We start from the raw sequence: 21927 nt of genomic DNA on the forward strand, positions 1-21927 counted from the left end.
TGTCGCCTATGGAGTTTATTCCATAGATTTATAGTGGTGTCAGATGTTACCATCTGACACAAAAACTTAATCCCCCCTTTAATTCCATTCCATTAACCTCAATTCTATATTAATATTCCTTTAAAGGTATGCTGCAGACATTTTCACTCATAGCCGTCACCCTGAATTTATTTCAGGGTCTATCTAGCAAGAAAGATGCTGAAATAAATTCAGCATGACGATCGCGCTAGTTTTCACAGGCTTAAAATCGGTCAGTATAAATAAATATTACCCAAATGAGATTATTAATATACGGAACCGCCAGATGGTAACATCTGACGGCACAAAAGGGCATAAAAAAAGTCCTGCTCTTTCGAACAGGACTCTCTTAATCTTAAGGTGAATAAAATTATTCTCCTTTTGGTTCTTCAGTAGCAGGAGCTTCTTCAGCAGGAGCAACTTCTTCGGCAACTTCAGCTTTCGCTTCAGCAGCTTTAGGTGCAGCAGTAGCTTTACTTCTACCACGACGAGTTGTTTTCTTCTCTTCTTTAACTTCTACATCTTTACCGTAAACTGTATTGTAATCTACCAATTCAATTAAAGCCATCTCAGCGTTATCACCCTGACGATTGTTTAATTTAATGATACGAGTATAACCACCTGGACGGTTAGCAACTTTTTCAGCAATTTCACGGAACAAAATAGTGATTACTTCTTTATCCTGTAGGTAAGAGAAAACTGTACGACGTGAGTGAGTAGTGTCATTTTTCGATTTAGTGATTAATGGCTCAACATAAGTACGTAAAGCTTTAGCTTTAGCTAAAGTTGTAGTAATTCTTTTTGCTTTAATAAGTGATGTAGCCATGTTAGCTAACATCGCTTTTCTGTGGCTGTCGGTTCTACCTAAGTGGTTTACTTTTTTACCGTGTCTCATTTTTTTTTGATTAAGTATATACCGTCTCTGTCTCAGAGGGAATTATACACTGTGAACTAATAGTTTATTTCGCAAGGCGCTAAGCGCCTTGCGCTTATTCTTCGTCTAATTTAAATTTAGACAGGTTCATACCAAATGATAAACCTTTTGATTTTACTAATTCCTGGATCTCTGTTAAAGATTTCTTACCGAAGTTTCTGAATTTTAACATATCAGCAACATCATAAGAAACTAAATCAGCTAAAGTACGGATATCAGCAGCTTTTAAGCAGTTTAATGCTCTAACTGAAAGATCCATATCTACCAATTCAGTTTTAAGGATTTTACGCATATGTAAAATTTCCTCGTCAACTTCTTTAGTTTCTTCTTTAGCTTGAGATTCTAATACTAAATTCTCATCAGAGAATAACATAAAGTGTTGGATCAGGATCTTAGCCGCTTCTTTTAATGCTTCTTCCGGATGAATTGAACCGTCAGTAGAGATATCTAAAACCAATTTTTCATAATCCGTTTTTTGCTCAACACGAAAGTTTTCGATCGTGTATTTTACATTTTTCATTGGAGTATAAATCGAATCGATTGCGATTACACCTACAACAGCATCAGCAACTTTATTTTCTTCAGCAGGTACATAACCACGTCCTTTATTGATGGTTAATTCCACTTCCAAAGTAACAGATTTATCCATATTGCAAATTACATGCTCAGGGTTTAAAACTGTAAAGTTGTTAGAGAATTTAGTGATATCACCAGCTTTGAACTGGTCTTGACCATTAACGATGATGAAAACTTTTTCAGAATCACCTGAATCACCTGTTTTCTTAAAACGCACTTGTTTTAAGTTTAAGATAATATCAGTTAAATCTTCTACAACACCTTTCATGGTAGAAAATTCGTGAGAAACGCCTGAAAAACGAATAGTAGTAATAGCATAACCTTCTAATGAAGAAAGTAAAATTCTTCTTAAGGCATTACCAATTGTTACACCGAAACCGGGCTCTAAAGGACGAAATTCAAATGTGCCATCGAAATCAGTTGATTTCTGCATGATCACTTTGTCTGGTTTCTGAAATGCTAAAATTGCCATTTATAATTTTTTAAATTCGTTATTGAATATATAGTAACATGAAAAAAGTTAATTACCCTTTTGAGGTAATTAACTAGCTCATTTATTACTTTGAGTACAACTCGATGATTAAGTTTTCCTTGATGTTTTCAGGAATCTCATCACGTTGAGGGTAGGTTAAGAATTTACCGGTTAATTCACTGGCATTCCATTCTAACCAGGCAAACTTATTAATAGTTCTACCTGCAACTGAGTTACTAATTGATTCTAAAGATTTAGATTTTTCACGAACAGCAACCACATCACCAGCTTTTAACTGATATGAAGGGATATTTACAACTTCACCATTCACAGTTACGTGTTTATGGCTAACTAACTGGCGTGCACCAGAACGGGTTGTTGAAATACCTAAACGGTAAACTGTGTTATCTAAACGTGCTTCTAATAATTGAAGTAAGTTATCACCTGTAATACCAGCACGAGAAGATGCTTTTTTAAACAAGTTACTGAATTGTTTTTCCAATACACCATAAGTGTATTTTACTTTTTGTTTTTCCATTAACTGGATAGCATATTCAGATTGTTTTCCTCTTCTTTTTGATGAGCCATGTTGCCCAGGAGGATAATTTTTTCTGTCTAACACTTTATCAGGACCGAAGATTGGTTCTCTGAATTTACGTGCAATTTTTGATTTTGGGCCTGTATATCTTGCCATTTTTTTTCTGTTTTAAAGTATCATCCAACCTGAAGCTGGAGATTCTTAGCTTTAAAATTAATTAAACTCTTCTCTTTTTAGGAGGACGACATCCGTTGTGAGGAAGTGGAGTGATATCTTTAATAGACATTACCTCAATACCTGCTACTTGCAAAGTTCTGATTGCAGATTCACGACCTGAACCCGGACCTTTTACAAATACTTCAACTTTACGTAAACCTAGATCAAACGCAACTTTACCGCAATCTGAAGCTGCTTGACCAGCTGCATAAGGGGTGTTCTTTTTAGAACCTTTAAAGCCCATTTTACCAGCAGAAGACCATGAAATAGTCTGTCCGTTGTTGTTTGTTAAGGTAACGATAATGTTGTTGAAGGTAGCATTGATATGTGCCTGACCAACAGGCTCAATTACAACGATACGTTTTTTTGTTACTTTTTTACTCTTAGCCATTTTATCTTTTAGATTTTAGATATGAGACTTGAGATATGAGACTTTCTCTACCCCGATACTCAGTATCCTACTTTTTATCTTTTATTCCAGATTTGAGCAGATTTTAAAGACATGATGCTCATATCTAAAATCTCACTTCTCCTATCTATCTATTACTTAGTAGCTTTTTTCTTGTTAGCAACTGTTTTTCTCTTACCCTTACGAGTACGTGAGTTGTTTTTAGTACGTTGACCACGAGAAGGTAAACCTTTTCTGTGACGTAAACCACGGTAACAACCAATATCCATTAAACGCTTGATGTTTAACTGAACCTCTGAACGTAAAGCACCTTCTACTTTAATCTCATCGTTAATCATTGTACGGATTGCTGATAATTCATCATCAGACCAATCTTGTACTTTTTTGTTTAAATCGATACCTGCCGTAGTTAAAATACGTTGAGCAGTTGTTCTACCAATTCCGTAGATATAGGTTAAACCGATCTCACCTCTTTTGTTTCTTGGTAAATCAATACCTGAAATCCTTGCCATATTTATTTATGTTTTACGTAACTCCGAACGGCGGGCCACCGTTGTGCGGTTCATTACAATATTCTTAATTACCCTTGACGTTGCTTGTATTTAGGATTTTTCTTGTTGATTACGTAAAGTTTTCCTTTACGGCGAATAATCTTGCAATCAGCGCTACGCTTTTTAATTGATGATCTAACTTTCATTTTATTTGTATCTATAAGTAATGCGTCCTTTTGTTAAATCATAAGGAGACATTTCCAATTTAACCTTATCTCCAGGAAGAATCTTGATGTAGTGCATCCGCATCTTTCCTGAAATATGCGCAATAATCTCATGCCCGTTCTCTAGTTCTACCCGGAACATGGCATTGGATAATGCTTCTCTTATTACTCCGTCTTGTTCAATTGAGGCTTGTTTAGCCATATTTTATTGATTGTTACTTAATTAGCTGCTTCTAAACAGGGTTGCAAAATTAAATAAAAAATTTTAATTATTTATTTTTTTTGTTGTAAAACTTCTTCTATTATAGAAAACGTTGATAAAACATCTGCTTTGCCCTTTTTTACGGCTATTGTGTGTTCAAAATGTGCCGATGGTTTATTGTCTTTACTGGTTACCGTCCATCCATCGTTATGGAATTTAACACCGGCTACGCCTGCATTGATCATGGGTTCTATCGCAATTACCATTCCTTCTTCAAGTTTGGGTCCTGCACCACGTTTCCCATAATTCGGAACTTCCGGCTTCTCATGAAGTTTTACACCAACACCATGTCCTACAAGTTCTCTTACTACGCCAAATCCGTTAGCTTCTGCATATTGCTGAACAGCGAAACCGATATCGCCGATCCGCATACCAACAACAGCTTTTTCTATACCCAATTCCAGGCACCGTTTAGTAACCTCAATCAATTTCTGCTTTTCTGCATCAATTTCCCCGATGGAGAAAGTATAAGCCGAATCACCAAAATAATTGTTTTTAATTACACCACAATCAACTGAAATCAGGTCGCCCTCCTGGATTACGTATTCACTTGGAAAACCATGAACAACCTGCTCGTTTGGCGAAATACATAAAGAATTGGGAAAACCATTATAGTTTAAAAATGCCGGAATCGCTCCGTGATCACTTATAAACTCATAGGCTAGTTTATCTAACTGGATAGTAGTCATGCCTGCTTTTATCACCTTGGCCACTTCGGCTAAAGTTTTAGAAACAAGCATGGAACTTTCTCTTATTAACTCGATCTCCTCAAGAGATTTGTAATAAATTTTAGACATCCGTTACACTACAACGCTGCGTTGCTACTTGCAGCAGGAACTCCTGTTCTGCCAGTAACTCTACCCGTTTTCATCAAACCATCATAATGGCGCATCAATAAATAACTTTCGATCTGTTGCAAAGTATCCAATACAACACCAACTAAAATCAATAAAGAAGTACCACCGAAAAAGTGTGCAAACTCTTGCTTAATACCGAACTTAACCGCTAAAGAAGGTAAAATAGCAATGATCGCTAAAAATACCGCACCTGGGAAAGTGATTTTAGAAATTACATCATCAATAAAAGTTGATGTTGCAAAACCTGGCTTAATACCTGGGATAAAACCACCGTTTTTCTTCATATCATCACTCATTTGAGTTGGATTAACTGTAATGGCAGTATAGAAGAAAGTAAATGCGATAATTAAAAATGCGAACGTTAAGCTATAAGCCAACGAAGTTGTGTTGCTGAACTGGATTAACCAAGAACCTTGTAATGAAGGAACAAACTGCATTAAAGCACCTGGAATAAACATTAACGCCTGAGCAAAAATGATCGGCATAACACCAGCTGCATTTACCTTTAAAGGAATGTACTGACGAACACCACCAAACTGGCGGTTACCAACGATTTTTTTAGCGTATTGTACAGGTACTTTACGTACACCTTGAACAATTAAAATGGTAAACATTACCACTGCAAATAAAGCAACAATCTCTAAAACCAATGCAACCGGGCCTCCACCTTCACTAGATGAGCCTACACGTGCACTAAACTCCTGAGAAATTGCAACTGGTAAACGGGCAATAATACCAACCATGATGATTAGCGATGTACCGTTACCAATACCTTTATCTGTAATTTTTTCACCTAACCACATTACAAATAATGTACCTGCTGTTAATACAAACGTAGATAACACTAAAAATAAAGTATTTGGCAACAAAATAGCTTCTGCAGGAACTTGCGTTTTAACGTAACCAACAGATTGAACGATTGTGATCGCTACCGTTAGGTAACGGGTAATCTGGTTCATTTTCTTTCTACCACTTTCGCCCTCTTTCTGCATTTTTTGGAAAGAAGGAACAGCAATACCTAATAGTTGCACCACGATAGACGCAGAGATATAAGGCATTACCCCCAATGCTAAAATAGACACACGAGAGAAAGAACCTCCGGCAAACATATCTAGTAAGCCTAAGATTCCTGATTTTTCGTTATTGCCTAAAGCAGTTGGATCTACACCTGGTAAAACCACGTGAGATACGAAACGGTATACCAAAAGAATTAAGAGCGTAAACAATATACGCTCTTTTAATTCCTGAATTTTCCAGATATTACTTAAAGTAGTAAATAGCTTCTTCATTTAATAATTACAATTTTACAATAGAACCACCTGCAGCTTCAATAGCTTTTTGTGCGGTTGCAGAGAACGCATGTGCTGTAATTTCTAGCTTTGCTTTAACTTCACCACGACCTAAAATTTTAACTAAGTCGTTTTTAGAAGCTAAACCATGTGCTTGTAAAGCAGCAAAATCGATAGTTGTTAAGCTGTGTTTTTCAGCTAAAGTTTGTAAAACATCTAAGTTTACACCAACATACTCAGTACGGTTAATTGGTTTGAAACCAACTTTAGGCACACGACGTTGTAAAGGCATTTGACCACCTTCAAAACCGATTTTAGTTTTGTGACCTGAACGAGAACCCGCACCTTTGTGACCACGAGTTGAAGTACCGCCACGACCAGAACCTGTACCACGACCAATTCTTTTGCTGTTTTTTGTAGAACCTACTGCAGGTTTTAAATTACTTAAATTCATTTTTTTGAATTTGTGTTGCCCTTCGCTTTCACTAAACAGGTACAACGATTAAACATATATAAAGGTAATACCGGTTTTACCCAATATTACCTTTAAAACTTTTACTAGATTGCTTCGATTGCTACCAAATGGTTCACTTTGCGAACCATACCGATAATTTGTGGAGTAGCCTCAACCTCAACACTTTGGTTCATTTTAGATAAACCCAAAGCCTGAACGGTTCTTTTTTGGCGCTCGCTTCTGTCGATAACGCTTTTTACTTGTGTTATTTTGATCTTAGCCATAATATTATCCGTTAAATACTTTGTTTAAATCTATACCACGGGTTTGAGCTACCGTATAAGCATCACGCATTTTAGTTAATGCATCAACAGTTGCTTTTACCACGTTGTGTGGGTTAGATGATCCTTTAGATTTTGCCAATACGTTGTGTACACCAGCACTCTCTAATACCGCACGCATTGCACCGCCAGCAATTACTCCGGTACCTACTGCAGCTGGTTTGATTAAAACAAAACCACCTGAGAATTTACCGATTTGCTCGTGAGGAACAGTACCGTTTAAAATTGGCACTTTTACTAAATTCTTTTTAGCATCATCCACACCTTTAGCGATTGCTTCAGTTACCTCTTTCGCTTTACCTAAACCGAAACCAACAACACCGTTTTCATCACCTACAACAACAATTGCTGAGAAGCTGAAAGTACGGCCACCTTTGGTTACTTTGGCAACGCGTTGTATACTAACCAAACGATCCTTTAATTCGATATCGGTGGTTTTTACTCTTTTTATATTAATAGTTGACATCTTACTTTTTCTTCAGATTAAAATACTAAACCAGCTTCGCGGGCACCCTCTGCCAACGATTTTACACGACCGTGGTATAAATAGCCATTTCTATCGAAAACAACTTCTTTAACACCTGCTGCAATTGCTTTTTCGGCAACTAATTTACCTACTGCAACTGATTGATCGCTCTTGTTTCCAGTACCAGTAAAATCTTTCGATAATGATGATGCTGATGCTATTGTTGTACCGGTTACATCGTTAATTACCTGCGCATAAATCCCTTTATTGCTTCTATATACAGATAACCTTGGACGTTCTTCTGAACCGGTAAGTCTTTTTCTGATCCCTTTTTTAATACGATCTCTTCTTGATAATTTTTTACCTGCCATGATTACTATTTTTTAGATGCTGATTTACCTGCTTTTCTTCTTAACACTTCACCTACAAACTTGATACCTTTACCTTTGTATGGCTCTGGTGCACGTAACGAACGGATTTTCGCTGCTACCTGACCGATCAGTTGTTTATCAGTACTCTCTAAAATGATTTTAGGAGTCTGACCTTTTTCTGATGATGTAGTTACTTTAATTTCTTCTGGTAACTGGAATACATAATGGTGAGAATAACCTAAAACCAGATCTAATGTATTACCTGTGTTTGTAGCACGGTAACCAACACCTACTAATTCCTGAGTTAATTTATAACCTTCTGTAACACCAACAACCATGTTGTTAAGCAATGAGCGATATAAACCGTGTAATGCTTTGTGTTTCTTTTGTTCTGAAGGACGTTGAACTGTTAAAATTCCGTCTTCCTGACTTACAGTGATATCTGAATCTACTGCTTGTGTTAATTCACCTTTAGGACCTTTTACAGTTACTACGTTATCTTTTGATACGGTAATTGTAACACCTGCAGGGATTGTAATTGGGGCTTTTCCTATTCTTGACATTGTGCTGTTCTCCTAATATTAATAAACGTGACACAATACCTCACCACCAATGTTTAATTTGGCTGCTTCTTTATCGGTCATTACACCTTTAGAAGTAGATAAGATTGCGATACCTAAACCGTTTAATACTCTTGGCATATTTTCAACACCAGCATAGTTTCTCAAACCTGGTTTACTTACTCGCACTAATGTACGAATAGCAGGAACTTTAGTAATTGGATTGTATTTCAAAGCAATTTTAATGGTGCCTTGAACTGTAGTATCTTCAAACTTGTAGTTCGCGATGTAACCTTTGTCAAAAAGAACTTTAGTAATTTCTTTTTTAAGGTTTGATGCAGGAATTTCTACAACACGGTGGTTGGCCTTAATGGCATTCCTTACTCTTGTTAAATAATCTGCTATTGGATCTGTATTCATTTTTTATTGTTTTTGATAGTGGTTTCCTTCTGCTACCCAGCTGTGGGACCTGCTACCGGTTAAAATTCTTTTTTTAGTAAATAGATATAAGTATCAAGTATCAAGACCAAATTGGTTTCTTGCTACTTGATACTAAATACTTTATACTAATTATATTACCAAGATGCCTTTTTAACACCTGGTATTTTACCGTCTAGTGCCATCTGGCGGAACGTTACCCTTGAAATACCAAAGGTACGCATATATCCACGAGGACGACCAGTTAATTTACAACGGTTGTGTAAACGTACCGGAGATGAGTTTTTAGGTAATTTATCTAAACCCTCGAAATCTCCTGCAGCTTTTAATACTGCACGTTTTTCAGCGTATCTAGCTACCAATTTTTGGCGCTTAACTTCGCGTGCTTTTACACCTTCTTTTGCCATTATTCTGCTGTTTTTTGATTTTTAAATGGTAATCCGAATTGTTTCAATAACTCAAGAGCCTCAACGTCAGATTTTGCCGAAGTTACGAAAGTTATATCCATACCTAAAATTTTATTGATTTTATCGATATTAATCTCAGGAAAGATGATTTGCTCAGTAACACCTAATGTATAGTTACCTTTTCCATCAAATCCTTTATCATTGATACCTTTGAAATCACGGATACGAGGCAAAGCCACAGAGATCAAACGATCTAAGAACTCGTACATGTTGTTATCGCGTAAAGTAACACGTACACCTACCGGCATACCTTTACGTAATTTAAAGTTAGAGATATCTTTCTTTGAATTAGCCGGAACCGCTTGCTGACCAGTAATGGTAGTCAACTCAACGATAGTGGTATCCATAATTTTCTTATCTGTAACAGAAAAACGACCAACACCCTGATTGATACAGATTTTTTCCAATTTAGGAACCTGCATTACAGTTTTGTACTGAAATTTTTCTTTTAGTGCATTTACAACTTCTTCTTTGTATTTGCTTTTTAATCTAGGTGTAGCCATTATTTAATCTCCTCCCCTGAAATTTTAGCAACTCTAACTAATTTACCATCTGCGTTAAGTTTACGACCTACGCGGGTAGCTTTACCAGATTTTGGATCAACCAACATCAAGTTAGAAATGTGAAGAGCAGCTTCTTTTTTAATAATACCACCGTTTGGATTAGCAGCATTTGGTTTAGTATGTTTAGATACTAAGTTAATGCCTTCCACAATGGCTCTGTTTTTATCTATAAGTACTGAAAGTACTTTTCCTTGTTGACCTTTTGAATCGCCAGCAATGACTTTAACTAAATCTCCTGTGCGGATTTTAAGTTTTGATGGTGTATTTACTTTGTTTCCCATTTTATAATACCTCCGGTGCTAATGATACAATTTTCATGAATTGTTTTTCACGTAGTTCTCTCGCAACCGGGCCAAAGATACGTGTACCTCTTGGCTCATCCTGTGCGTTCAATAATACAGCAGCATTATCGTCAAAACGGATATAAGAACCATCTTTACGACGGATTTCTTTTTTAGTTCTTACAACAACTGCTTTAGAAACTGTACCTTTTTTAATGTTACCAGAAGGTAACGCGCTTTTTACGGTAACAACTACTTTATCACCAATTGAAGCATAACGTTTGCCGGTTCCACCTAGCACGCGAATTACCAATACTTCTTTTGCGCCGCTGTTATCAGCAACGTTTAATCTCGATTCCTGTTGTACCATCTTATTTAGCTCTTTCTAAAATTTGTACCAATCTCCAGTTCTTGTTTTTACTCAAAGGACGAGTTTCCATAATCAATACTGTATCACCAATACCGCATTCGTTTTTCTCGTCGTGAGCCATAAATTTGGTAGTTTTCTTTACGAACTTACCATAAATCGGGTGTTTTACTTTACGTTCCACGCTCACTACAACAGATTTATCCATCTTGTTGCTTACCACTAACCCGGTTCTTGTTTTTCTTAATTGTCTTTCCATGTCGACTCTCAAATTATTTAGTTTCAGTAGCTGACTCAGTGTTTTTCACTTTAGTCAACTCAGTGTTTAAACGGGCTATGTCTTTCCTTACTTTTGCAATACGTGAAGGATTTTCGATAGCTGAAATAGTGTGAGCGAACTTCAATTTTGATAAGTTCTCTTTTTCTTCCGCAATCTTAGCTACTAATTCTTCTTTTGAAAGCCCTGTGATTTCTGAATTTTTCATTTTTCTTTTTCTTTTACGTTGAGTGTAGCGGTTATAATAAACAAGTATTTACAACATTCACCTCAACACTTTACTATGCTTCTACGTAATCTCTACGTACTACGAATTTGGTTTGGATCGGTAATTTCTGAGCGGCTAAACGTAATGCTTCTTTAGCAACTTCTAAAGGCACACCTTCAGCTTCGAAAATTACGCGTCCAGGTCTTACAACTGCTACCCAATACTCAGGAGCACCTTTACCTTTACCCATACGTACCTCAGCAGGTTTTTTAGTTACCGGTTTGTCCGGGAAGATCCTGATCCATACTTGGCCTTCACGTTTCATGAAACGAGTTACGGCAATACGGGCAGCCTCTATCTGACGACTTGTGATCCAAGTAGCTTCTAGAGATTTGATACCGAAAGATCCGAATGCTAACTCAGCTCCACGAGAAGCTAAACCCTTCATTCTGCCTTTTTGCATCTTCCTGAACTTCGTTCTTTTTGGCTGTAACATTTTATTTTGTTCTAATCGTTAAACGATGTTAATAAATCAATTATTTACGAGGACCTCTGTTAGCGCCTGCGCCACCACCTCTGTTTGCTCCGGGACCACCTTGACCTGGACCACGACCACCGCCTTGGTTTCCACCACGTCTGTCGTTACCACCGCCACGGTTATCTCTTCCACCACCACGGTTATCTCTTCCACCGAAAGCTGGTTTGTCTGATGCGCCTTTTGGACCGTTGTTTGTTGCACCAATGTTTGGAGACAAATCACGTTTTCCATAAACCTCACCTTTACAGATCCAAACTTTAACACCTATTTTACCATAAGTAGTTAAGGCTTCAGCTAAAGCGTAGTCGATATCAGCACGGAATGTATGCAAAGGCACTCTTCCTTCTTTGTACTGCTCAGTACGTGCCATCTCAGCACCACCTAAACGACCAGAAGTCATGATTTTGATACCTTCAGCACCCATACGCATGGTTGATGCGATAGAAGATTTCATTGCTCTACGGAATGAGATCCTTGCTTCTAATTGTTTTGCAACACCTTCTGCAACTAATTGTGCATCAAGTTCAGGGCGTTTAATTTCAAAGATGTTAATTTGAATTTCCTTTTTAGTCAATTTCTTTAACTCTTCTTTGATTTTATCAACCTCAGCACCTGCTTTACCGATTACGATACCCGGACGAGCTGTGTGGATAGTTACCGTGATACGTTTTAACGTACGCTCGATTACTACTTTTGCAACACCGCCTTTTGCAATACGGGCAGAAAGATATTTTCTTATTTTCTCATCTTCAACTAATTTATCGGAGTAGTTGTTGCCACCGAACCAGTTAGAATCCCATCCTTTGATAATTCCTAACCTGGCACCTATTGGATTTGCTTTTTGTCCCATTTCCTAATTAGTTTTGAGTTGTTTCTGTACTTTTACTATCTACAATCAGCGTTACGTGGTTAGAACGTTTACGAATTCTATATCCACGTCCCTGAGGAGCCGGACGTAAGCGTTTTAACTGACGGCCACCATCAACCATTACTGTTTTTACAAAAAGTTGGTTTTCTTCAGCACTGGTGCCTTCATTTTTAGCTTCCCAGTTTTTGATAGCAGATAATAATAATTTCTGAACTCTTATTGCTGCTTCTTTATTGGTAAACTTTAAAATGCTTAATGCTTTCTCTACACGTTCACCTCTGATAAGATCTACAACCAAACGCATCTTACGCGGTGAGGTTGGACAATTGTTTAATTTTGCTATTGCTTCCATTGTCTAATTATTTTTTCTTTTCAGCGTGTCCTCTGAATGTTCTGGTTGGAGCAAATTCTCCCAACTTGTGACCAACCATGTTTTCTGTAACGTACACAGGGATAAATTTATTTCCATTGTGTACAGCAAATGTATGATTCACGAAATCTGGTGATATCATTGATCTGCGAGACCAAGTTTTGATTACAGACTTTTTGCCTGAATCATTCATAGAGTTTACTTTTTTCTCTACGTTATGGTCAATATAAGGTCCTTTTTTTATCGAACGAGCCATTATTTCTTCCTTCTCTCTATGATGTAACGATTAGAATATTTTTTAAGTTCTCTGGTTTTGAAGCCTTTAGCTAAAACACCATTTCTTGAACGTGGATGACCACCTGATGATCTACCTTCACCACCACCCATTGGGTGATCGACAGGGTTCATCGCTACCGGTCTAGTTCTCGGACGACGGCCCAACCAACGTTTACGACCTGCTTTACCTAATACTTCGTTTGCGTGATCTGAGTTAGATACTGCACCGATAGTAGCCAGACAAGTAGTCAGGATTAAACGGGTTTCGCCTGAAGGCATTTTTAAAGTAGCATATTTACCATCGCGGGCAGCTAATTGTGCATAAGCACCTGCACTACGAGCCAATTGTGCTCCTTTTCCAGGGTGAATCTCCACGTTGTGGATGATAGAACCTAATGGAATGTTAGATAATTTTAAAGTGTTACCTACTTCTGGTACTGCTGTGTCGCCCGATAATAATACCGAACCAACTTGCAATCCTTCAGGAGCAATGATATAACGCTTCTCGCCATCTGCATAATGTAATAATGCGATGCGGGCAGTACGGTTTGGATCGTATTCAACAGTAGCTACTGTTGCAGGAATATCGAATTTATCGCGTTTGAAGTCGATTAAACGATATGATTTTTTGTGACCACCACCCATGTAGCGCATAGTCATCTTTCCTGTGTTATTACGTCCACCAGACTTTTTTGATGATACAACCAATGATTTTTCGGGCGTGGTTGCTGTAATCTCCGTGAAACTGGCACCAACTCTGAAGCGGGTACCTGGAGTAACTGGTTTAAATTTTCTTAAGCCCATAGTTATAATGAATTATTAAATTAAAGGGTTGCGTAATAATCTATTGTTTCGCCGTCTTTCAACGTTACGATTGCTTTTTTGTATTTCGGGCTACGGCCAGATACAAAACCTGCTTTAGTGTAACGTGATTTAGCTTTTCCATCAACAACCATTGTGTTAACTGCAACGATAGTTACACCGTACAATTTCTCAATAGCTGCTTTAATCTGGATTTTGTTAGCCTTATGGTTAACGCTAAACGTGAAACGGTTAGATTTCTCAGTTAAAGCTGAAGCTTTTTCGGTTAATATTGGTTTTTTTAAAATTTCCATATTATTTGGCAAATGCCTCCTCCAAAGTTTTAACAGAATCAGCAGTTAACACAAGCACACCAGCGTTTAATACATCATATGTATTCAAATCTGCTGCAGCAATCACTTTAGTTTTCTGAACGTTTCTGCTTGATAAATAGATATTATTATTTTGTGCAGGTAAAACCAATAAAGTTTTTTGAGTACCTACGTTTAACGCAGCCAATAAACTTGTATAGTTTTTAGTTTTAATCGTATCGAAGTTGAAATCTTCTAAAACTACCACGCTGTTATCTTTTGCTTTATAAGCTAAAGCAGATTTACGTGCTAATGATTTTAATTTCTTGTTCAATTTAAAACTGTAATCACGTGGCTGAGGACCGAAAACACGACCACCACCGTTAAATAACGGAGATTTAATGCTACCAGCACGGGCACCACCTGTACCTTTTTGTTTGTATAGTTTGCGAGTTGAACCAGCAATCTCATTACGTTGTTTAGATTTGTGAGTACCTTGACGTTGGTTAGCCAAATACTGTTTTACATCTAAATAAATCGCGTGGTCGTTAGGCTCGATACCAAATACCGATTCAGGAAGTTGCACCTTGGCACCTGTTTCTTTACCTGAAATGTTTAATACTTTAACTTCCATCTGATTACTTGTCTAAGATTACGTAAGAACCTTTAGCTCCTGGAATGGAACCACTAACTACTAATAAGTTTTGCTCAGCATAAACTTTCAAAACCTGTAAGTTCTGAACTTTTACCCTGTCTCCACCTGTTCTTCCAGCCATGCGCATTCCTTTGAATACACGTGAAGGGAATGACGATGCTCCCAATGAACCTGGGGCACGTAAACGGTTATGCTGACCGTGAGTCTGCATACCAACACCGGCAAATCCGTGGCGTTTTACAACACCTTGAAAACCTTTACCTTTTGAGGTACCTACAACATCAACAAAATCGCCTTCTGCGAATGCGTCAACGGTTACTACATCACCTAAATTAAGTGAAGTTGTAAACGAATCGAATTCTACCAGCTTGCGTTTCGGAGTTGTGTTTGCTTTCGCGAAATGGCCTTTCAATGGTTGAGTTGTGTTTTTCTCTTTTTTCTCATCGTAACCCAGTTGGATTGATGAATAACCATCTACTTCTTCGGTTTTTACCTGTGTAACTACACAAGGTCCAGCCTCGATTACCGTACAAGGAATGTTTCTTCCTTCGGCATCAAAGATACTGGTCATTCCTACTTTTTTTCCAATAATTCCTGACATTTTATCTTTTCTTTTTAACACCCATCGAAGCAGTAGGGCTTCGTTCAAGGTGGTTGTACATCCCCCGAAAGGGACGGCAAAGATAGGCAAGAATTATTAATTTTCAAATAGTTAGCCAAATATTTTTTCAAATAAATTGCTGATATAATGGGATTTAACCTGAAAAGTAAGGTTAATGGGCTATTGGAGCGTTTAAAGCCATAGCTATATATTTGACTGAAAGCAATTTAGATCATATTCCTGGTTTAAAAATGCTTTAATCTGATCAACATTCGCATTTTAGTATACGTCTCCCAGTCTGGCTTTTATAAGCTGTAAAAGATCAAGTATCGCATTTTCACTACATGCGTATTTATAAATTTCAATAATCAGTGCATCGCTACAGGTGATGGCATCAATTAAACTGTCATTAGCCATAAAATATTGGCACAATGCAGCATAAAAAAGCATAAACTCACCTTTGGCAAATGCTGTTCGCTGTGGAAATGCTTCACCAAGGTTATACTTTTTATTCAATAACTTTAAGCCCTTTTCCAACTCACCATCAACCATTGCAGCATGGGCCACATAAAACCTTAAATATAAGAAATCAGGAAAAAGCTGTATCCCCTTTGTAGCTATGGCATCGGCCTTTCCATCAAGTCCTATTACTTTATATTGCAATAATAATATTAAGCGAAAATTAATGTGCTATCCCACCATTTAAACTGATGGTTATGATGGTTAAAATAATTACCCCAATGAGTACGTAAAGGTAATCGCGCTCTATTAAAAAGCTAAAAATAGCAAAAACAATGCGGGCAATCGGCGTAAAAATAAGCATCAGAATCCCAAACTGTACAATGGCATCACCCTGAAAGGTTAATACACCTTTAAATATCGCAGCGATGGAAGAAAAATTGTTCAGCTCGGGTTTAAAAACTTTATAGTTGGTAACAGCCCCTTTATTATGGATGAGGAAAATGGCGCCACCGATTAACACAATGCTCATTGAAATGATTACGCCTGCACGCAAAAGTGTCCCCAGAATTACCTGGATATCTTTATCATTCAGATTTTCTTTTTTTGCTGTCCCCATTATAATCCGCTTATTCCTTTATAAATCATCTGCAGAGCCAAAAAGGCAACCACTACGGCAAATACAATTTTCAGTTTATCTGTTTTTGCCTTTAATAAAACTTTAGAGCCTAAAGAAGCGCCTGTTAAAACCCCGATACAGACTGGCATGGCAATACCAGGATCAATCTGCCCGCGGTGCAGGTACACCACCGCACTTGCTGCAGCGGTAACACCCATCATAAAATTGCTGGTGGTGGTTGATACCTTAAAGGGCAAACGCATAATGTTATCCATCGCGATTACTTTTAAGGCCCCGCTCCCAATACCTAGCAAACCCGACAATGTTCCTGCAAAAAGCATCATCAGGAAACCGCCTGGCACATGTTTTACAGCATAAGGATGATCAACACCTTTATCGGGAAAAGACCCGTTCAGTTTAAAAAATTTGGCCCATTTATCGGTATCATCCAAAGTGCTATGGTCTACCTTTTTCTTTAAAGTCATGATGGCAGAAAAGATGAGAATGCAGCCAAAAAGAATGGCGATGTAATTGGCATTGAGGTAAACGGCTACAATTGCCCCGCACACCGCCCCTATTGTGGTTGCGATCTCTAAAAACATCCCGATCCGGATATTAGTGATGCCCTCCTTCACATAAGCTGCAGCCGAGCCTGAAGAGGTAGCAATTACCGAAACAATAGATGCACCAATGGCATAATGAATATCTACACCCAGGGCTAAAGTAAGTAATGGAATAATAATTACCCCTCCGCCTAAGCCTGTTAGCGAACCTAATAATCCGGCTAAAAAGGCACCTAATAAAACGATAATCGTAAACAGCAATACCGACATGCGGGCAAATATAATGCACTGTTTTTGGGGAAACGAAAGATTAAGCGAATAAAATAAAGTCTATATGTTATATGGATAAATAGAATTTTAAATGAGTGAATGATTGAGTAGGTGAGTTTTATAATAGAGAAGAATAGGCGTTTACTCATTCAATAATTGATTCATTCAAAATTCAATTATTCTCTCATTCCATAATTACTTATAAAGCTTGCTTTCCTTACTCAAATCAACACCCCAAAAACTTTCAAGTAGTTCAAAAGCAATTTGCCTTACTGTTTCGGCTATTGGAGAAATAGTTGATTTGTTGCCTTCGGCATCTTTAACCGTCCAGCCTGAAGTGTTAAGCAACAATGAACTGGAATTAGCCAGCGATTTAATTATTTTAGCTCTGGTAAAAGGCAAACCATCCGAATCGACAATCACTTTTTTATTGTTCCACCAGTTTTCTTGCGATACGGTTGTTAAAGCAGAACGATCTAATTTGGCCAAATATCTCCACCCCTTTCCGGCACGATGTGTCAGTTTTAACAAACCGATAAAATTGGTGAGGCTTTTGGAGTTGTAAATCTCAGAACTACAATACAGATCAAGATGACTTAATTTAAGCTGACTCACCAATGCTTTTGCCTGATCAGAGTTATGGAATATCACCACGATTCGCTCTGCAATCGGATAGATAACAGATTCGTTTCCGTTATCGTACTCACCACAAAGTATTTCGATCTCTTTTAGTTCTCGCTCCAGCTGCGAAACCAGTTCATATTTATTTAAAATGGTTTTCATCCTCAGTGGTTACTTACCCAATCGCTTAATCATTTCTGCACTCAAATCCCTACCATCATTTAAACGGTTGGCAAAAAATGATTTGGCAGCTTCGAAATGTTCTTTGTATCCTTTTAAATCACCATAACCAATAATCGATGCCCATTCGTGCACAGCGGTATGGAATTCCAAATCGTCGCCGCGAATAGATTTATCATATAAAGCGGTATGAATCGATTCTTCGAGCATTTCTTCATTCTTGAAAAGATATTCGGCAATACCCAATCTCAATTTAAAAGGAGGCGTTTGGCAGATCAGATTATCGTAAGGATTTACGCCCATTTTATACCAGGCATATACCATACTCAACAAACTTAAATGTGAATTGGGTTTTTGCTTATGACTGGCATCCGATAGACTGAATTCTTTCATGATATTATCGTCCAATAGCAAAAGTGACCTGCTTTCATGAAAAACAAAATCGCGGGCCGCGTAAATCTTTTCCCTAAACTCAGCTTCATTTTCACAGATCATCAGCTTAAACAGTTCAGATTCTGCCTGGGCATAATATTTTACCTGTTTTTGTGCATAAGGGTTTAAAATAGCCAGACCTGCATAAATGTGAGATTTATAACTAAAAATCCTTAGTGTCGTCAATATTTTTACATTATCAATTCCACCCGCATAGGCAGGGTTATCCCATGGGAAGAAACCAGCATTTTTCCAGGCAGAACCCATGCTCTCGAAACCCATGTGCGTTACAGCCTGTGTATCGGCCACAATACGATCGTGTTCCCTGTAATCGTCCATTTCAATAATGTTCGATTTTAAAGATTTATAAATCTCGAGGGCCTGTGCATAAACCTCATCTGTAGCACGATGACGCACCACCACAAGTGTTTGCCCTTCAGGACTAAAAGCAGGACCATGCAAAGAATGGCAGGTTACAATCTGGGTATCGTTTGGAAGGTATTTTTCAAAAGCAGCAATTTCCGGATGTTTAACCGATGTTTGACCCGAAACAATTGCACCATATTTAGTAGATCGTGCAAAAACAGCTACCACTTCATCAATTTTTTCGGCTTCAACGCAATAGATGATAAAGTCAGATTTACGCGCTACCTCATGGCCATCAATTAAAACTTCGATTCCTTTTGGCTCCAGCTCATTTTTTAAATCTGCAAAACGTAAGGGCATATCTGCCCCAAATACTTTATAACCTGCATTTACAAACGATACAGCGTACAATTTGCCCATATCGCCTAAACCAATAATTCCTATTTGCATGAAACAAATGTAACCTATCGCAAATAATTTTATAATAAAACTTAGATAAAATTGTTATTTAACATGTTAAACACAAACATCTTTGATCTATTCTTCCTAAACTTCACTTAAAAATATTAAACAGGGAAATAGATAAAAATGTAGTTTTACATTCAAACACCTATATTTAAACTATGCAGAAAATTAAACACACCCTATTGTTTTTAGGCGCTATGCTATTTTTAAACGTTGCGTTTGGGCAAGTTAAGCCAGACACGACAAAGAATACTGATCCATCTCTAAATGGACAGTATCAGTTCATGTTAAAAAAATCTAAAAGTTTGTATGGCGCAAGATTGATCAATCCTTCAAGGTTATCATCTTTATGGAAAAGTGTTAACGATACGCTGAAAAAGGAGCGCAAGCAATTGCAGGAAGCCAGGCAGGAAATTAAAGCACAGGCTGGCAATATTTCGAGTTTAAAAGGAGAAGTAACCGGAAAAGAGAGTTCGCTGGCCAATGCTACCGCTTCGGTTAACGAAATTAAGTTTTTAGGAATTTCCTTTGATAAAGGCACTTATAACACCATTGTGTGGACAATTATTATTCTGTTAGGTATAGGTTTGGCCTTTGTTATTTTCCAATCTGGCAAATTAAGGCACGAAGCAAAGTACAGAACATCGCTTTACCAGGAAGTAGCCGATGAATTTCAGGCGCATAAAGTAAAGGCAAAAGATAAAGAAATGAAACTTGCCCGTGAGCTTCAGGACGAACGGAATAAATGGGATGATGGAAGAGGAAGATAAAAAAAATCTGGCCACAGATGCACAGATCAACACGGAGAAATTGCTTGTATCTGGCACAATGACCAGATTGTTCAAATTGAATGAGTGTCAGATGGCAACATCTGACACCACTGAAACACATAGTAGCGACATTTGGCCACATAAGCCGACCGAAGCGAGATACCAGTTCCTTTCAATTGGCAAAATTGTATGTGTGTAGGAATATTTTACCTAAAAGCCATAGCTTTAGGTTTCTGACGGAAAAGATATTCCCTTAATATTCCGGTATAAATCTACAGCATATAGGTCTGTCATTCCAGAAACAAAATCCAGCACACTCTGTATAATAGAATAAATATCGGTCAAATCGGTATGATATTGCTTAGGAATAAGTTTAACCAGTTTTTTGTAATAGTGTGTATTATTATGAATAAGTGCAGGAACAAACTCTTCTAATAAACCAGCCATAATTTTGTAACCTGCCACCTCTTTCTGTATAACTGAAGAGAAATTGTATATGCGCTCTACGGAAATTTTTTCAACAGCTTTCCAGGCCGAAATGTAGGGCTCGGGTAGTAAATCGGTTAAACTATGGTTAAGTTCACCCTTTAGTAGTTTTTCTTGTTCTCTAAAAAATATGGATGCACATTGGTTGGTTAAGGTATTAATCGCTTTAGCACGGAGCAGACCAATTTTGGCATCATCGTCTTCGTAATCGTTTTTTAAACGTTCTTCTATTGTTGTTGAATTGGCAAAAGGTAACAGGTAGTTTTTCACCTCTTCATACGACAGAATTTTTAAACGGTGTGCATCTTCCAGATCAATGATGCTGTAACAAATATCATCAGCAGCTTCTACCAGGTAAACCAAAGGATGGCGTTTATAAATGAGGTATTCATTATCTTCCTGCGCCAGGTGAAGTTCGGCTGCAATCTTTTTAAAACTCTCTTCTTCTGACTGGAAGAAACCGTATTTTTTACGGTGCAAAAGGCCTTTTTGTTTACCGGCAATCGAGGCACATGGATATTTAGCTATAGAGGCCAAAGTAGAATAAGTAAGCGCATAAGCATCATTTCCTTTTCCCTTTAGCGGATGAGTAAGAATGCGGATGGCATTCGCGTTTCCTTCGAAATTAATCAAGTCGTGCCATTGTGTTTCGCTCATTTCTTTCTGGTAAACCTTACCATCACCATCGGTAAAATAGCGCGAGATGGCTGCTTCTCCTGAATGGCCAAAAGCCGGGTTACCCAAATCGTGTGCTAAAGCCGCCGCCGCGACAATATTACCAACTTCATTAATTAAAGGAACATCTTTAATGAGTTGCGGCTGATGTTCTTCTATACTTTTTAAAAATATATTTGCCATTGAACGGGCCACACTTGCCACCTCCAAACTATGCGTAAGGCGATTGTGAACAAAAACACTTCCCGGCAAGGGGAAAACCTGGGTTTTGTTCTGCAATCTTCTAAATGGAGATGAAAAAATTAACCGGTCATAATCACGCTGGAAATCAGAACGCGCACGATCGGTACTGGCACCATACTGTTCTTGTCCGTACCTTTTATTTGATAGTAAATATTTCCACTCCATGCGTTCAATTAATTTTGGGCGAAGTTAATGATTCAAGTGCTTTAATAAAAAGATTCGTTTTTAAAACCTTTGATTTTTTAAGCCTATAGAGTGTAATATATGGTATGAACAATT

At 37.7% G+C, this 21927-nt stretch carries 36 protein-coding genes; 1 reads left to right on the top strand and 35 read right to left on the bottom strand.

The features are described 5' to 3' along the window. Positions 1–388: 388 nt before the first annotated feature. From rplQ to BCL90_RS10125, 34 genes are all read right to left on the bottom strand, one after another. Positions 389–913, bottom strand: coding sequence for a 50S ribosomal protein L17 (gene rplQ, locus BCL90_RS09960; RefSeq protein ID WP_121283858.1), 525 nt, complete (start codon positions 911–913; stop codon positions 389–391). A 94-nt stretch (positions 914–1007) separates the two neighbouring features. Continuing rightward, positions 1008–2000 (bottom strand): DNA-directed RNA polymerase subunit alpha, encoded by a 993-nt coding sequence (locus tag BCL90_RS09965; RefSeq protein ID WP_025145205.1) that lies wholly within the window; start codon positions 1998–2000, stop codon positions 1008–1010. An 85-nt stretch (positions 2001–2085) separates the two neighbouring features. Beyond that, positions 2086–2694 (bottom strand): 30S ribosomal protein S4, encoded by a 609-nt coding sequence (rpsD, locus tag BCL90_RS09970; RefSeq protein ID WP_029282720.1) that lies wholly within the window; start codon positions 2692–2694, stop codon positions 2086–2088. A gap of 61 nt (positions 2695–2755) precedes the next feature. Continuing rightward, positions 2756–3145, bottom strand: coding sequence for a 30S ribosomal protein S11 (gene rpsK / locus BCL90_RS09975; RefSeq protein ID WP_121283859.1), 390 nt, complete (start codon positions 3143–3145; stop codon positions 2756–2758). A 152-nt stretch (positions 3146–3297) separates the two neighbouring features. After that, entirely contained in the window at positions 3298–3675 is a 378-nt protein-coding gene (rpsM, locus tag BCL90_RS09980) for a 30S ribosomal protein S13 (protein ID WP_010599886.1), read from the bottom strand. Positions 3676–3743: 68 nt separating this feature from the next. Continuing rightward, positions 3744–3860, bottom strand: a complete 117-nt coding sequence (rpmJ, locus tag BCL90_RS09985) for a 50S ribosomal protein L36 (protein WP_010599887.1) — start codon at positions 3858–3860, stop codon at positions 3744–3746. A gap of 1 nt (position 3861) precedes the next feature. Continuing rightward, on the bottom strand, positions 3862–4080 hold the full coding sequence (infA, locus tag BCL90_RS09990; protein WP_010599888.1) for a translation initiation factor IF-1: 219 nt from the start codon (positions 4078–4080) through the stop codon (positions 3862–3864). 71 nt (positions 4081–4151) lie between these two features. Continuing rightward, positions 4152–4937, bottom strand: a complete 786-nt coding sequence (map, locus tag BCL90_RS09995) for a type I methionyl aminopeptidase (protein ID WP_121283860.1) — start codon at positions 4935–4937, stop codon at positions 4152–4154. 8 nt (positions 4938–4945) lie between these two features. Next, positions 4946–6286, bottom strand: coding sequence for a preprotein translocase subunit SecY (gene secY / locus BCL90_RS10000; protein ID WP_121283861.1), 1341 nt, complete (start codon positions 6284–6286; stop codon positions 4946–4948). Positions 6287–6293: 7 nt separating this feature from the next. Beyond that, on the bottom strand, positions 6294–6740 hold the full coding sequence (gene rplO, locus BCL90_RS10005; protein ID WP_121284590.1) for a 50S ribosomal protein L15: 447 nt from the start codon (positions 6738–6740) through the stop codon (positions 6294–6296). Between the two features lie 104 nt (positions 6741–6844). Further along, complete coding sequence (rpmD, locus tag BCL90_RS10010; protein ID WP_010599892.1) at positions 6845–7024, bottom strand: 50S ribosomal protein L30; 180 nt, start codon at positions 7022–7024, stop codon at positions 6845–6847. 4 nt (positions 7025–7028) lie between these two features. Continuing rightward, positions 7029–7547: a 30S ribosomal protein S5 gene (gene rpsE, locus BCL90_RS10015; RefSeq protein WP_010599893.1), complete on the bottom strand. Its 519-nt coding sequence runs from the start codon at positions 7545–7547 to the stop codon at positions 7029–7031. A gap of 17 nt (positions 7548–7564) precedes the next feature. After that, positions 7565–7918, bottom strand: coding sequence for a 50S ribosomal protein L18 (rplR, locus tag BCL90_RS10020; RefSeq protein ID WP_090501109.1), 354 nt, complete (start codon positions 7916–7918; stop codon positions 7565–7567). Between the two features lie 5 nt (positions 7919–7923). Beyond that, on the bottom strand, positions 7924–8481 hold the full coding sequence (gene rplF / locus BCL90_RS10025; protein ID WP_121283862.1) for a 50S ribosomal protein L6: 558 nt from the start codon (positions 8479–8481) through the stop codon (positions 7924–7926). An 18-nt stretch (positions 8482–8499) separates the two neighbouring features. After that, entirely contained in the window at positions 8500–8898 is a 399-nt protein-coding gene (rpsH, locus tag BCL90_RS10030; protein WP_010599896.1) for a 30S ribosomal protein S8, read from the bottom strand. Between the two features lie 155 nt (positions 8899–9053). Then, complete coding sequence (gene rpsN / locus BCL90_RS10035) at positions 9054–9323, bottom strand: 30S ribosomal protein S14 (RefSeq protein ID WP_025145214.1); 270 nt, start codon at positions 9321–9323, stop codon at positions 9054–9056. Further along, on the bottom strand, positions 9323–9889 hold the full coding sequence (rplE, locus tag BCL90_RS10040) for a 50S ribosomal protein L5 (protein ID WP_086547740.1): 567 nt from the start codon (positions 9887–9889) through the stop codon (positions 9323–9325). Before rplE ends, rpsN begins: the two co-directional genes overlap by 1 nt. After that, on the bottom strand, positions 9886–10227 hold the full coding sequence (gene rplX, locus BCL90_RS10045) for a 50S ribosomal protein L24 (RefSeq protein WP_029278653.1): 342 nt from the start codon (positions 10225–10227) through the stop codon (positions 9886–9888). Before rplX ends, rplE begins: the two co-directional genes overlap by 4 nt. A 1-nt stretch (position 10228) precedes the next feature. Further along, positions 10229–10597, bottom strand: a complete 369-nt coding sequence (gene rplN, locus BCL90_RS10050) for a 50S ribosomal protein L14 (protein ID WP_010599900.1) — start codon at positions 10595–10597, stop codon at positions 10229–10231. A gap of 1 nt (position 10598) precedes the next feature. Continuing rightward, positions 10599–10853 carry a 30S ribosomal protein S17 gene (rpsQ, locus tag BCL90_RS10055; RefSeq protein ID WP_010599901.1) on the bottom strand — a complete coding sequence of 85 codons (255 nt, stop codon included), beginning with the start codon at positions 10851–10853 and terminating at the stop codon, positions 10599–10601. A gap of 13 nt (positions 10854–10866) precedes the next feature. Further along, a complete protein-coding gene (gene rpmC, locus BCL90_RS10060) occupies positions 10867–11079 on the bottom strand; it encodes a 50S ribosomal protein L29 (RefSeq protein ID WP_025145217.1) in 213 nt (70 codons plus the stop codon). 73 nt (positions 11080–11152) lie between these two features. Then, positions 11153–11575, bottom strand: a complete 423-nt coding sequence (gene rplP, locus BCL90_RS10065; protein WP_010599903.1) for a 50S ribosomal protein L16 — start codon at positions 11573–11575, stop codon at positions 11153–11155. A gap of 40 nt (positions 11576–11615) precedes the next feature. Then, a complete protein-coding gene (gene rpsC / locus BCL90_RS10070; protein WP_025145218.1) occupies positions 11616–12467 on the bottom strand; it encodes a 30S ribosomal protein S3 in 852 nt (283 codons plus the stop codon). A gap of 7 nt (positions 12468–12474) precedes the next feature. Beyond that, the gene (gene rplV, locus BCL90_RS10075; protein WP_121283863.1) at positions 12475–12837 is read right to left on the bottom strand and encodes a 50S ribosomal protein L22; all 363 of its coding nucleotides are present in this window, start codon (positions 12835–12837) and stop codon (positions 12475–12477) included. 7 nt (positions 12838–12844) lie between these two features. After that, complete coding sequence (gene rpsS / locus BCL90_RS10080) at positions 12845–13111, bottom strand: 30S ribosomal protein S19 (RefSeq protein WP_010599906.1); 267 nt, start codon at positions 13109–13111, stop codon at positions 12845–12847. Then, positions 13111–13935: a 50S ribosomal protein L2 gene (gene rplB, locus BCL90_RS10085; protein WP_121283864.1), complete on the bottom strand. Its 825-nt coding sequence runs from the start codon at positions 13933–13935 to the stop codon at positions 13111–13113. The genes rpsS and rplB overlap by 1 nt, the downstream gene beginning before the upstream one ends. A gap of 20 nt (positions 13936–13955) precedes the next feature. Continuing rightward, positions 13956–14246 carry a 50S ribosomal protein L23 gene (rplW, locus tag BCL90_RS10090; protein ID WP_025145221.1) on the bottom strand — a complete coding sequence of 97 codons (291 nt, stop codon included), beginning with the start codon at positions 14244–14246 and terminating at the stop codon, positions 13956–13958. A gap of 1 nt (position 14247) precedes the next feature. Next, on the bottom strand, positions 14248–14877 hold the full coding sequence (gene rplD, locus BCL90_RS10095) for a 50S ribosomal protein L4 (RefSeq protein WP_121283865.1): 630 nt from the start codon (positions 14875–14877) through the stop codon (positions 14248–14250). 4 nt (positions 14878–14881) lie between these two features. After that, positions 14882–15499: a 50S ribosomal protein L3 gene (gene rplC / locus BCL90_RS10100; RefSeq protein ID WP_121284591.1), complete on the bottom strand. Its 618-nt coding sequence runs from the start codon at positions 15497–15499 to the stop codon at positions 14882–14884. Between the two features lie 279 nt (positions 15500–15778). Beyond that, positions 15779–16162 carry a hypothetical protein gene (locus tag BCL90_RS10105; protein WP_121283866.1) on the bottom strand — a complete coding sequence of 128 codons (384 nt, stop codon included), beginning with the start codon at positions 16160–16162 and terminating at the stop codon, positions 15779–15781. Between the two features lie 19 nt (positions 16163–16181). Further along, entirely contained in the window at positions 16182–16577 is a 396-nt protein-coding gene (locus BCL90_RS10110; protein ID WP_121283867.1) for a DUF1634 domain-containing protein, read from the bottom strand. After that, positions 16577–17410 carry a sulfite exporter TauE/SafE family protein gene (locus BCL90_RS10115; protein WP_121283868.1) on the bottom strand — a complete coding sequence of 278 codons (834 nt, stop codon included), beginning with the start codon at positions 17408–17410 and terminating at the stop codon, positions 16577–16579. The genes BCL90_RS10110 and BCL90_RS10115 overlap by 1 nt, the downstream gene beginning before the upstream one ends. Positions 17411–17605: 195 nt before the next feature. Continuing rightward, positions 17606–18193, bottom strand: a complete 588-nt coding sequence (locus tag BCL90_RS10120; protein ID WP_121283869.1) for a hypothetical protein — start codon at positions 18191–18193, stop codon at positions 17606–17608. A 9-nt stretch (positions 18194–18202) separates the two neighbouring features. Next, entirely contained in the window at positions 18203–19459 is a 1257-nt protein-coding gene (locus BCL90_RS10125) for a prephenate dehydrogenase (RefSeq protein ID WP_121283870.1), read from the bottom strand. Positions 19460–19632: 173 nt separating this feature from the next. Here BCL90_RS10125 and BCL90_RS10130 point away from each other — a divergent pair, with 173 nt between their 5' ends. Then, positions 19633–20244 carry a hypothetical protein gene (locus BCL90_RS10130; protein WP_121283871.1) on the top strand — a complete coding sequence of 204 codons (612 nt, stop codon included), beginning with the start codon at positions 19633–19635 and terminating at the stop codon, positions 20242–20244. Positions 20245–20469: 225 nt separating this feature from the next. On the opposite strand, the gene BCL90_RS10140 is transcribed toward BCL90_RS10130, so the two are convergent. Beyond that, positions 20470–21813 (bottom strand): deoxyguanosinetriphosphate triphosphohydrolase, encoded by a 1344-nt coding sequence (locus BCL90_RS10140; RefSeq protein WP_121283873.1) that lies wholly within the window; start codon positions 21811–21813, stop codon positions 20470–20472. Positions 21814–21927: the final 114 nt, after the last annotated feature.

The organism is Pedobacter alluvionis (assembly GCF_003664035.1).
Lineage (GTDB): Bacteria > Bacteroidota > Bacteroidia > Sphingobacteriales > Sphingobacteriaceae > Pedobacter > Pedobacter alluvionis.